Below are 12029 nucleotides of genomic sequence, written 5' to 3'. Positions count from 1 at the left end.
GGGCGGAGGAGATGCCGAACGCGGCACCGCCGAGCACGAGGGCGCCGGTCGTGGCGAGGGTGATGGAGGTCTTCAGGCTCTTGCGCATGGTGATCGTTTCCTTTGCTGAGGTGTCGCGCTCGGCGCGGCTGCTGTGTGCGCGCCGAACACACCCTGGTGCAGGGTGGAGAACCAGCAATGTGCGGCTGGTGAGCGCTCCGGGTGTTTCCCGGTCTGTGCAAGCTATTCGGCGCCCTCCGACGAGGAGATTGGAACCCCGTACCCCGTTACCGCATCGTAATATTTGTTGTGGGAAATGTAACCTGTTCGAGGGTCGTGTATTTTGTCGGAGCCCGTCTCGATTGAGGATGGCTCAGTGATCACGAAGCACCTGCGACGGGAAGGTCCGGAGTCCTCAGACCACGAGAACTCGAGGCGGCTGACTCGGGCTCTACCGGGCGACCCCAGTCGACTTCAGTCGAGCCGGATGCGGACGACCCAGCCGACGATCGTCCCATCGTGCGGGATTCGCGGGGTCAACGTTCGCGCCGCGTGCTGCATCGCAGAGCCTGGGATTGGTTCCTGCCCCGAGCCGTTCGCGGACGGCCCGTACCGGACCGACACCTGGTCGATTCGAGTGACGATGCCGGCGATTGGGCGCTCTGGCCCGGCACCAAGCTGCTCAGCATCGGTGTTGCGTTCCTCGGTCACCGTGCGTCGGCCTCCGAAGTGGCCGAGACGAATCGGGTCCGCGTCGACGACGTCCCACCTAACTTGCTCGCCGACGGCGACGTCGAAAGCGTCCTCCGCGACCTGCCATTCGATGAGCCAGACGTCGCGCTCCCCGTCTCCCAGAGGCGGCACGATGCTCTCCGACGGGACGACGCAGGGTTGTCGCCGTTCAGCTGCCGGGTCAACGAAGCTAGGGGCACCGGCGAACAAAGCGTGCGCTGTCGCGGGGAAAACTACGTGTTTCGACGGACGTTGTTCGGGCGGCATGTCCCGAAGGCTATCCGCCTAGAGAGGGCGCCAGCCCTCGACATCTCGGCGGAAGTGACCGCTAACCGATCGGCTAACCGACATTGGCCACGTCAGATGACGACGAGGTTGAACCATTAGGCGGGGCGGGTATCGGCCGTGATTGCACGTGCGCTCCTTTGCGGCCTTGATCGGTGATGTCGGTGTGGACCGCTACGGTAGGCACCGCTTGAGGAGGTCCAAGATGCCCGCACTGATGCCGCCCGTAACGATCCTGGATGCGCTGGATAACGCCGTGGGCCAGCGAGTTCGGGACGGAGCCCTGCACCGGCTGAGTACGAGCGAGCTGGACGAAATTCGCGATACATTGACCGAGTTTTGGAACGCGCAACCGGATCTCGACGGCACACCCAGCGACGATCAGCCGCGCGCCTCGTTCCTCGGCGGGTTCCTCGGTTCATTCTGGAGTGAGCAACTGCTGCGGCAGGAACTCAGCGACGCGTTGCTTTACTACCCGAGACTGCTGGTACTTGATCCGCTCGCGGACTTCTTCTCGGACGGCCGTGGGCTTCCTCCGCTGTGGGCAACGCGGTACCGACGACCAGACGGGCAGGCAGACACAGTCGCTACTGGTCCCGAGATGTGGCTCGACCCGTTCCGCTACGACCGAATACGCGCCGACGCTGCCGCGGCCGCAAAGCGCTTCGCCGCGATCGTGAACAACCTCTACGTGCTCGACAAGCCAATCCGTGCTGGGATCATCGTTCTCAGGAGTCAGTGGCCGACGATCCGGGCAACGACGCAGCAACTCGCAACGGCGGTCCGGATCGACAGTCGAAACGAGACTCTGCAGCGGTTCCTCGACAGCGCCGACGACAGCGAGTTGCACACATGGGACAGCATCCGTGGCATGAAGCTTGAGATGAACCTCCCAGTGGTACGGGCGGACCGGCCAACGCAGTTCGCACTTCCGTTGTATTACCTGGCGAAGACCATCGCGGTCGCTCACGCCGGTGCCGCTCAATACGTTCCCGCGAACGGAGCCTCGTTGGGGCTGCTGCGGGCGAGGTACAACGACTCAGTGAAGGCATTTCCGGCTTCGATGCTTCGAGAAGTCAGCCGTGTCGCGGTTCCAACCGCTGATACTCCGCTCACCGAAGCGGTGGCGATACGAGCGTCATCAGACGACTTTGAAGCGTGGCGACTGAAGCTGCAGGAGCTGCATCGCGCGTCCGAGAACGACGATCTGGACACGCTGCAAGATCGGGTGAGGGAGACGCTCGTCCCTGCCATCCAGGACGTGAAACGCTCGCTTAGTCAGTCACGCTTCGGCGCGTCGTTCCGTAATGCCGGAAGCGACTTCATCGTGGATGGTGCGGTGGGCGTCGGAACCGCAGCTGCCGTGTCAGCACAAGCTGAACTCGCCACAGCCGTAGCGGTAGGTGCCGCAGGTGCCGCCGGCGGTGCGATGTTGCGGTGGCTGCTTCGGCAGTATGGCCCCGCGCGTCCCACAGGCGCGAATGCCGTCCTCGCGACACTGATACGTGCCCCGCGCTGATCCAGGCCGTTCGATCAAGCTCGGCAATGGTGGACCGATAGCCGGTCCCTCAGCAGACCGCCGGACCGGACTCGAACCGGACGCAGCTTCGAGCAGGGTCGTGTCTCACATGGGTGGTCCGCTGATCGTCGCAGTGAGGGAGCCCCATGCGTACGACCCCACGACAGCCACCGAAACGAAGAAGCCCACCGAGATCCTCGGTGGGCTTCTTCGTCGTGGCGACTCAGGACGATGTCCGAGCCGGCCGTTCGGTCGGGCTGACAGGATTTGAACCTGCGACCCCTTGACCCCCAGTCAAGTGCGCTACCAAGCTGCGCCACAGCCCGCGAGTTCCGGAGAACTCAGGACCCCGGAGGACCCTCGCCCACGTCCGACCGGAGCGCGAGCGACCGGTCCAGCATAGCGGACGTCAGACCCCCTCCGCGCCACGGCGAGTCGGACCGAGCAAGCAACCAGAGCCGCCCGAACAACCCGAACGACACGATCGCCCCGGGCGAGACCGTCACCCCGCCGGCACCACCTCGCGCCGCGCCGCCAACCACGGCAACCCGAGCCCGACGAGCAACCCACCGGCCCCGTCCGCCGCCAGGTCCCCGATCGTGTCGTCGTACCCGACGTAGATCGCTGAGTCGACGAAGTTGTGCCCGAGCCACTCCCCCATCTCCCACGCCGCCCCGATCGCGAGCCCCGCGCACAGCCCGAGGACCGCGACGACCACCCGGCGCTCCCCGTCCGGCGCCGGCACTGCGCGCAGGTCGGCGCCGATGACGTAGAGCACGGCGGCGAGCAGCCCGGTGAGCACGACGTGCATGAACTTGTCCCACAGGAACACGCTCGTGTACCACTCGAGCACACTCGACCACCCGGCGAGCAGCACGAGCACGCACACCGCCAGGTCGAACGCCGGCCGCAGTCCGAGCATCCGCGGCACCACGACCCCGAGCAACGACAGCGCCATCACCGGCAGCGCGGTCCCGCCCCACCCGATGCTCGCGACGACCAGGCTCACGACCGTCAGGGCACGCACCACGTCGGCCACCAGGAACCTCGGCCGCAGGAACGTCGGCCCGAGCGCCCGGATCACGACGCCCACCGCACGACCGCGTGCACGGCCGCGTGGTCGGACGGCCACACGCCGCCCGGCCGCCGGTTCGACACGGCCACCCGCTCGACGGTCGCGTCCGGCGTCACCAGCACGCCGTCGATCCGCCGGCCGCCGACACGCGGACTCCCGTAGTGCGGGTACGTCCCGTACGGCTCACCCACCTGCCTGGAGGCCCGTCCCCAGCTGTCGACGACACCAGCGTCCGCCAGTGCTCGCCATGGTGCGGATCCTGCCGCGCTGTTCCAGTCGGCCATCACGACGGCGGGCAGGCCGCGCTGTCGCACGATCCGGCCGAGGAGTTCGGCGGATCGCAGCCGGGCCCACGGCGATGCGACGTCGAGGTGCGTCGCGATGGCCAGGAACCGGACGCCGGTCGCGCGGTCGTCGACGACGGCCCCGACGGCGTGCCGGGGGAAGGACGTCGCCCACGAGCGGGATCCCGGACGGCTCGGCGTGCGGGACAGTGCCCACGTGCGCTGCTCGACGACGTCGAGGCGGGAGCGGTCCAGGAAGAGCCCGACCTGCTCGCCACCGCCGCGCGCGCCGCGCCCGACCAGGACGGGCTCCCAACCGGATCCGAGGCCGGCCGTGAGGTCGTCTGCCTGCGTGGGGAGGGCCTCCTGGACGGCGAGGACGTTGGGCGCTTCGGAGGTGACGAGCGCGGTGATGGCGTCGCGTCGACGCTCCCAGGCATCGGGGTGCGCGGACGGTCGCGGCACGCGGCGCCGCACGTTGAGGGTCATGCAGTGGACCTCGGGCGACCGGACGGCTCCGATGAGCGGGTGGTCGTCGGGGTGGTGGGGCATGCCTCCCTTCTACGAGACGACACCCGTCGGATTCCCAGGGACCTCTCCGCGTGGCTCGTAGGGTGGCCCGATGCGTTCTCGTCCCACCCCTCGTGTCCTCGTCGCGATCGCGGTCTCCGGACTGCTGCTCGGAGCCGCCGGGTGTACCTCGAGTGGCCCGGACACGAGCCGCCCGACGCTCGTGAAGGCCACGGCGCAGACGGTCACGGTCGCCGATGCCTCCGACGCTGCGGCACGGTCGGTGCGGGTGAGCACGGCCCTGTTCGCGAGTGCTCCCGGCGCGATCGTGGCGACGGCCGGCGATGCCGACGCGATCTCCGATGCAGCGAAGGCCGCGGCGAGCGCCCACGTTCCGGTGCTGCTGACCGCGAAGGACGAGCAGGACACGAAGGGCGGCGCTGCCGTCGCCCGCGAGCTCGATCGGCTCGGGGCTGATTGGTACCAGGCCGAGGGCGACGTGTCGGTCGACACGGACGTCGAACAGCGGAAGGCGCCTGAGGGCGGCGACGCGCCGGAGTCGACCCAGGCCTCCCGGCAGGCCACCGTGGTGGTGGCGGACGCGAGCGCGGACGCTGCGGCCGTGGCGACCGCGAAGGCCGCCGGTGCGGAGGTGGTGACCATGCCGGAGGGCGTGACCGACCCGGCTGCCGCACCCGACGTGGTGACGGCGCTGCACGAGCGGAGGCAGCACCAGACGGTCCTGGTCGGTGCGGCGTTCGACGCGCTGCAGGACCCGGAGTGGACGGTACGGGCGGCCGAGGGCGGCTTCCAGCTGCGGAACGGCGGCCAGCGGCCGTTCGACGGGCACCGCTACGTGGCGCTCTACGGGGCTCCCGGCGCGCCGGCGCTGGGCGTGCTCGGCGAACAGGGGCCGGAGGCCACCGTCCAGCGCGCCGAGCAGGTCGCGAAGCCGTACCGGGCCGAGTCCGACGAGCTCGTGACGCCCGCGATGGAGGTCATCGCGACCGTCGCCGCGGGTGACGCCGGGGCGGACGGCGACTACTCGACCGAGCTGCCGGTGTCGACGCTCGAGCCCTACGTCGATGCTGCACACGACGCCGACATGCCCGTGATCATCGACCTGCAGCCGGGCCGCTCGGACTTCCTGTCGCAGGCGAAGAAGTACGAGTCGCTGCTGAGAAAGCCCGGGGTCTGGCTCGCGCTCGACCCGGAGTGGCGGCTGACGGAGGACCAGGTGCCGCTCGAGCAGATCGGCAGCGTGTCGGCGTCCGAGGTGAACGAGGTGTCCTCGTGGCTGGCGTCGCTCGTCGAGAAGGAGGGGTTGCCGCCGAAGGCCCTCGTGCTGCACCAATTCCGGCTCTCGATGATCCAGGACCGTGATGCGCTCAAGACGCACCCGGAGCTCGACATGCTCGTGCACGTCGACGGGCAGGGCTCGCAGCCGGACAAGCAGGCGACGTGGAAGGCGCTGCACCAGGGCGCTCCGGAGGGCCTGCACTGGGGCTGGAAGAACTTCTATGACGAGGACACGCCCATGCTGACGCCGTCGCAGACCATGCAGGACGTGCACCCGACGCCGTCGTTGGTCACCTACCAGTAGGGCGGTTCTCCACAGACTGGAGGCGCGACCCGCGTTTCGTCGGTTGCTCCTGACAGCATGGGGGCATGGACACCCCCACCGCCGCTCCGTCTGTCGTCTCGCCTTCTGCAGACATCGCCGCCGAGGCACAGCAGGCGCTCGCTGCGCTCACGGGGCGCCCCGACGCGGTCTTCCACCCCGGACAGCTCGAGGCGATCTCCGCCCTGGTCGAGCACCGGCAGCGCGCCCTCGTCGTGCAGCGCACCGGGTGGGGCAAGTCCGCGGTGTACTTCCTCGCGACGCTGCTGCTCCGGCGCCGTGGTGGTGGCCCGACCGTCCTGGTCTCGCCGCTGCTCGCCCTGATGCGTGACCAGGTGGCTGCGGCTGCCCGCGCGGGGGTTCGTGCGGTGTCGATCAACTCGGCGAACGCACACGAGTGGGGTGAGACCCAGGCGGCGCTCGCCCGTGACGAGGTCGACGTGCTCCTCGTCTCCCCCGAGCGCCTGAACAACCCGAAGTTCCGCGACGAGCAGATGCCGACCCTGATCGCCCGGATGGGCATGCTCGTGGTCGACGAGGCGCACTGCATCTCGGACTGGGGCCACGACTTCCGACCGGACTACCGGCGGTTGGCCGAACTCATCCGGTCCCTCCCCCACGGGGTCCCCGTCCTGGCGACCACCGCGACGGCGAACGAGCGCGTGGTCGAGGACGTCGCCGAACAGCTGACCGCCGGCCCGGCCGACCCGGTGTTCACGATCCGCGGGTCGCTCGCCCGGGCATCGCTGCGGCTCGGGGTGCTGACGCTGCCTGACGCCCGGCAGCGGCTCGGCTGGCTGCTCGCGCACCTCGGCGACCTGCCCGGCAGCGGCATCATCTACACGCTCACGGTCTCGGCTGCCGAGGACATCGCCCGCCTGCTCCGCGACAACGGGTACGCCGTCCGGGCCTACACGGGGCGCACCGACACCGACGAGCGGGAGCAGCTCGAGCAGCAGCTCAAGGGCAACGAGCTGAAGGCCCTCGTCGCCACGAGTGCGCTCGGCATGGGGTTCGACAAGCCGGACCTCGGGTTCGTCGTGCACGTGGGCGCTCCGTCGTCCCCCGTCGCGTACTACCAGCAGATCGGTCGTGCGGGTCGTGCCACCGACAACGCCGACGTGCTGCTGCTGCCTGGTCGTGAGGACCGTGAGATCTGGCAGTACTTCGCGAGCGCGTCGATGCCGACTTCTGCGCGGGCGACCGCCGTACTGGATGCTTTGTCCACCGACACCGCGATGTCGACGGTCGCGCTCGAGGGCCTGGTCGACATCAAGCGTTCCACCCTCGAACTCCTGCTCAAGGTGCTCGACGTCGACGGGGCGGTCCGACGCGTCACCGGCGGCTGGGTCTCCACCGGGCAGCCGTGGCAGTACGACGCCCCGCGGTACGAGCGGGTCGCGGCTGCACGTTCCGCCGAGGCCGCCTCGATGCTCGACTACGAGTCCACCTCGGCGTGCCGCATGCAGCTGTTGCAGCAGGACCTCGACGACCCGTCCGCGGAGCCCTGCGGCCGGTGCGACAACTGCGCCGGGGCGTGGTTCCCGACCGCGGTCTCCGACACGGACTCGTCCGGTGCGGCGGCCGCGCTCGACAAGGTCGGTGTCGAGATCGCCCCGCGTGCCCAGTGGCCGTCGGGCATGTCGTCGCTCGGTGTCTCGGTACGGGGCAAGATCGGCGCCGACGAGCTCGTGCAGCCCGGTCGTGCAGTGGCTCGTCTGACCGACCTCGGCTGGGGTGGACCGCTCCGTGCGCTGTTCTCGCCGTCGACGCCCGACGCTCCGATCTCCCGCGAGCTCGTCGACGGCTGTGTCCGGGCGCTCAAGGACTGGCCGTGGGAGACCCGGCCGACCGGGGTCGTGGCGATGTCCTCGCGGTCACGGCCGCAGCTCGTGGGGTCGCTCGCCCAGGCGCTGTCCACGATCGGGCGGCTGCAGTTCCTCGGCACGCTCGACCGGAACGGCGGCACGCCCCGCGGCGACGGTGCGACGAACAGCGCCTACCGGTTGTCCGGCGTGTGGGAGACGTTCCAGGTCGGGCCGGAACTCGCTGCGGCGCTGCAGTCGCATCAGGGCCCAGTGCTGCTCGTCGACGACCTGGTCGACAGCCGGTGGACGATGACCGTCGCGGGCCGCGAACTCCGGCGTGCCGGGGCTGCCGCCGTGCTGCCCTTCGCGCTGGCCACCGTCGCGTAGCGCTGCGCGCACTGCCCGCCGCCCGCCGCCGCACCGGTTCCGCGACAGTCCACGAGTCGATCGACGCGTGGTCTGTCGCAAGAGTGGTGCGGGCGCCGGAGCCGGCGGTCGACGGCGCTAGCGGCGGGCGGGCTTGGGGAACGTGGCGCGCATGTGGTCGGTGGTGAGCACGTCGCCGATGCCGATCATGAGCAGCGAGAAGAGGATCTGCTCGATCACCATCCAGAACGGGTACAGCCCGGGGATCGCCGCCACGATGAGCGTCACGATCGGGAAGATCCGGCTGAACAACCGCACCCGCTGGTACGCCCAGTAGTACCCGAGCTGCGCCCGCCACGCGAACACGTAGAGCGTCAGGGTGATGAGCAGCACGACCGTCGCCCGGAACCACACCGCCCACGGCACGGTCTCCCCCGCACGCGTCAACAGCACGGCCACGACGATGGCAGCGAGTCCGACGATCGTCTCCGCGACGAGCAGCCACCGGATCCACCGGAACGAGCGCACGGTGTCGGGGTGCTCGAGCATGTCCTGGCGGATGACGTACCCGCCCTGGCGACCTCCGGCCAGCCGGTCGAGCCGCAGCCGGCACCACAGACGGTCGGCGAGGCCACCGAGTCCGTCGTTGCGCTGCGTCACCAGTACATCGTGCCGCATCGAGCGACCACCGGCGTACCGCGCTGTCGCCGACCCCGAACGACGTCTTCGAGGTCGCACGACGTCGACGATGTCGTTCCGGGTCGGCGCGGGACTGCCCAGCTGGCTCAGTCGCTCGGCACCAGCGCCGCGCCGCCCAGCACGGTGCCGGTCGCCGCATCGAGCAGGACGAGGGAGCGGACCTCGTCGGGCAGGGTCCACGGGTCGCTCAGCACGACGGTCAGACCCTGCTCGACGCCGGCGGCCTGGAAGACGTCGAAGGACTCCCCCGCCGGGGTCCACTCCGGGTCCTTCCCACCGGTGACCGTCCCACCGGACAACACGACGTCGACTGGGCCACTCGTGCCCGTCTTCAGGTGCGAGATGTCCACCGCGAGGGTGGCGTCACCCGTGTTCCCCGCGATGTGGACGTGGCCAGAGGCAGCGGCGCCGTCGATGCCCACGATGTCCCCGGAGACCGGCGGGACACGGCGCCACCACGGCTCGATCGGCGACGAATCGACGGGTTGCACGACCGGGGACGCCTCGGGCAGGGGCATGCCGAGGCCGTTCGAGGGTCGCAGCCCCTCCGCGGGCGACTGCGCGGGCTCGGGCACGGCACGGTCGGAGCGGGTGACGGTGTCGTCCTCGGGCGGTGCGTGCGAGACCGTCCAGAGCGACACCGAGCCGACGACGACCACGGCGACGAGGGCACCCACCAGGGCGAGCCGACGTCGATCCGTTCCCCACCGCCCGATGCGCACGCTCCCATGATGCCGCGCCGACGCTGCGGACGCGCTCCGGGCCTCCCGGCCGAACGCGAACGCGAACGCACAACGCACAACGCGCCCCGTGCAGACGGGACGCGTTGTGTGTGACGGAGCTGCGACTCAGCGCTTCCGGCGCTCGCGCACGCGCATGTTGACGTTGATCGGGGTGCCGGAGAAGCCCCAGACCTCGCGGAGTCGACGGGTGATGAACCGTCGGTACTGCGGGTCGAGGAACGCCGACGTGAAGAGCACGAAGGTCGGCGGCTGGCTCGACGCCTGGGTCCCGAACAGGATGCGGGGCTGCTTGCCGCCGCGCACGGGGTGGGGGTGCTCCTGGACGAGCTCGGCGATGAAGGCGTTGACCTTGCCCGTCGGGATGCGGGTGTCCCACGACGCGAGGGCCGTCTCGAGCGCCGGCACGAGCTTCTCGAGGTGGCGGCCGGTGCGGGCGGAGATGTTCACGCGCGGGGCCCAGGCGACGTGCGCCAGGTCCTGCTCGATCTCGCGCTCGAGGTAGCGGCGGCGTTCGTCGTCGAGCAGGTCCCACTTGTTGTAGGCCAGGACGAGCGCACGGCCCGACTCGAGCACCAGGTCGATGATGCGCAGGTCCTGCACGGAGACGGGCTCGGTGACGTCGAGGACGACGACGGCGACCTCGGCCTTCTCGAGCGCGGCGGTGGTGCGGAGCGAGGCGTAGAAGTCGGCACCCTGCTGCATGTGGACGCGCTTCCGGATGCCGGCGGTGTCGACGAAACGCCACACCTTGCCGCCGAGCTCGATCTGCTCGTCCACCGGGTCGCGGGTGGTGCCGGCGATGTCGTTCACGACGACGCGCTCTTCACCGGCGGCCTTGTTGAGCAGCGAGCTCTTGCCGACGTTCGGGCGGCCGAGGATCGCGACGCGGCGGGGGCCACCGACCTCCTGCTTGGCGACGGCCGAGGTGTCGGGCAGCGTCTTGATGATCAGGTCGAGCAGGTCCGCGACGCCACGGCCGTGCAGGGCCGACACGGGGTGCGGCTCGCCGAGCCCCAGGTTCCAGAGCTCGTAGGCGTCGAGTTCGCGGCGCTCGTCGTCGGCCTTGTTCGCGACGACGATGACGGGGCGGTCGGTGCCGCGGAGCATCTTGACGACGTGCTCGTCGGTGGCGGTGATGCCGACCGTGACGTCGACGACGAACAGCACGGCGTCGGCGAGGTCGATCGCGACCTCGGCCTGCGCGGCGACCGAGGCGTTGATGCCCTCGGCGCCGGGCTCCCAGCCGCCGGTGTCGACGAGCGTGAAGCGCTTGTCGTTCCAGTCGGCCTTGTAGCTGACGCGGTCACGCGTGACGCCGGGGACGTCCTGCACGACGGCCTCGCGACGACCGAGGATGCGGTTGACGAGCGCGGACTTGCCGACGTTCGGGCGGCCGACGATCGCGAGCACCGGGTAGGCGGGCAGGTAGTGGACGCCGTCCTCGCCGACCTGACCGGCCTCGAGCAGGGCGAGGTCGTCGTCCTCGAGGTCGTACTCCTCGAGTCCGGCGCGGAGCGCGGTCGCGCGCTGCTCGGCCTCGGCCTCGTCGAGTCCGGCGAGCCGCTCGCCGAGGGCGTCGTCGTACTGGGGGAAGTCGTCGTTGTCCGGGTTGTCCAACTGAGCCATGGTGGGTTCCTCGCGAGCGGCCGGAGCCGCGGTGTCGGTGGCCGTTCCCGGCCGGGCCGGAGATCCGGCCGTGGTGTGACCAGGCGGCCGAGGCCGTCCGGTCGTGCGTCAGTGCGTGGCCGCGCGGGCCAGGTCGACGACCGCCTGCACGGTCTGGTCGAAGTCGAGGTCGGTGGAGTCGAGCGTCGTGACGCCGTCTGCGGCGTTCATGAAGTCGACGACCTTCGCGTCCGCCGCGTCTCGACGAGCGAGTGCGGCGGAGGTCTCTGCGGCCGACTGGGTCGTGACCTCCGCCGAGCGCCGGGCCATTCTAACGGACTCGTCGGCCGTCAGCAGGATCCGGACCTCGGCGTCGGGTGCGACCACCGTGGTGATGTCCCGACCCTCGGTGATGATGCCCGGTGCGTCGGTCTTCCGCATGACGTTCCGGAACAGCTGCACGAGGCGGTGTCGGACGTCGGGGAGCTTCGCGATGTGGGCCACCGCGCCCGTCACGTCCGGGGTGCGGATCGCGTCGGTGACGTCGGTCTCCCCCACGCGCACGTAGTAGTCGTCGGGGTCGGTGCCGATGGCGTAGTCGAAGGTGTCCCAGCTCGCCAGGATCGCCGCCGCGTCGTCGAGGTCGACCCGCTGCTGCAGGGCGTGCCAGGCGAGGGCGCGGTAGGCGGCGCCGGTGTCCTGGTAGCCGTAGCCGAGGGCACGGGCGGCCGCGCGGGAGACGCTCGACTTGCCGCTGCCCGCGGGGCCGTCGACCGCGATGACGATCTTCGCGACGTAGGCAC

Annotated in this window: 10 protein-coding genes and 1 tRNA gene; 3 read left to right on the top strand and 8 right to left on the bottom strand. The window is 70.1% G+C overall.

The features are described 5' to 3' along the window. Nucleotides 1–453: 453 nt before the first annotated feature. Nucleotides 454–978 carry a DUF6578 domain-containing protein gene (locus EDF48_RS05760; protein ID WP_131878667.1) on the bottom strand — a complete coding sequence of 175 codons (525 nt, stop codon included), beginning with the start codon at nt 976–978 and terminating at the stop codon, nt 454–456. A 223-nt stretch (nt 979–1201) separates the two neighbouring features. On the opposite strand from EDF48_RS05760, the gene EDF48_RS05755 reads away from it, so the two are divergent. Next, complete coding sequence (locus EDF48_RS05755) at nt 1202–2515, top strand: hypothetical protein (RefSeq protein ID WP_131878665.1); 1314 nt, start codon at nt 1202–1204, stop codon at nt 2513–2515. 252 nt (nt 2516–2767) lie between these two features. Here EDF48_RS05755 and EDF48_RS05750 read toward each other — a convergent pair. From EDF48_RS05750 to EDF48_RS05740, 3 genes are all read right to left on the bottom strand, one after another. After that, nucleotides 2768–2841 (bottom strand) — tRNA-Pro (locus EDF48_RS05750). 176 nt (nt 2842–3017) lie between these two features. Further along, nucleotides 3018–3599 (bottom strand): hypothetical protein, encoded by a 582-nt coding sequence (locus EDF48_RS05745; RefSeq protein WP_131878663.1) that lies wholly within the window; start codon nt 3597–3599, stop codon nt 3018–3020. Further along, nucleotides 3596–4426: an endonuclease/exonuclease/phosphatase family protein gene (locus EDF48_RS05740; RefSeq protein WP_131878661.1), complete on the bottom strand. Its 831-nt coding sequence runs from the start codon at nt 4424–4426 to the stop codon at nt 3596–3598. The genes EDF48_RS05745 and EDF48_RS05740 overlap by 4 nt, the downstream gene beginning before the upstream one ends. 70 nt (nt 4427–4496) lie before the next feature. On the opposite strand from EDF48_RS05740, the gene EDF48_RS05735 reads away from it, so the two are divergent. Next, nucleotides 4497–5987 carry a hypothetical protein gene (locus EDF48_RS05735; RefSeq protein WP_131878659.1) on the top strand — a complete coding sequence of 497 codons (1491 nt, stop codon included), beginning with the start codon at nt 4497–4499 and terminating at the stop codon, nt 5985–5987. 65 nt (nt 5988–6052) lie between these two features. After that, nucleotides 6053–8200 (top strand): RecQ family ATP-dependent DNA helicase, encoded by a 2148-nt coding sequence (locus EDF48_RS05730; RefSeq protein ID WP_131878657.1) that lies wholly within the window; start codon nt 6053–6055, stop codon nt 8198–8200. Between the two features lie 117 nt (nt 8201–8317). Here EDF48_RS05730 and EDF48_RS05725 read toward each other — a convergent pair whose 3' ends face one another. The 4 genes from EDF48_RS05725 to cmk all read right to left on the bottom strand — a co-directional run bounded on the left by EDF48_RS05725 (nt 8318) and on the right by cmk (nt 12012). Continuing rightward, nucleotides 8318–8839: a hypothetical protein gene (locus EDF48_RS05725; protein WP_131878655.1), complete on the bottom strand. Its 522-nt coding sequence runs from the start codon at nt 8837–8839 to the stop codon at nt 8318–8320. A 125-nt stretch (nt 8840–8964) separates the two neighbouring features. Further along, a complete protein-coding gene (locus EDF48_RS05720) occupies nt 8965–9600 on the bottom strand; it encodes a hypothetical protein (protein WP_131878653.1) in 636 nt (211 codons plus the stop codon). Nucleotides 9601–9726: 126 nt separating this feature from the next. Next, entirely contained in the window at nt 9727–11247 is a 1521-nt protein-coding gene (gene der / locus EDF48_RS05715; protein ID WP_123293896.1) for a ribosome biogenesis GTPase Der, read from the bottom strand. 108 nt (nt 11248–11355) lie between these two features. Then, nucleotides 11356–12012: a (d)CMP kinase gene (cmk, locus tag EDF48_RS05710; protein ID WP_111084641.1), complete on the bottom strand. Its 657-nt coding sequence runs from the start codon at nt 12010–12012 to the stop codon at nt 11356–11358. Nucleotides 12013–12029: the final 17 nt, after the last annotated feature.

Origin of the sequence: Curtobacterium sp. PhB191 (assembly GCF_004346515.1) — a bacterium.
Classification (GTDB): Bacteria; Actinomycetota; Actinomycetes; order Actinomycetales; family Microbacteriaceae; genus Curtobacterium.
Note: the sequence above shows the minus strand (reverse complement) of the source record. Positions and strands in the feature narration are given on the sequence as shown.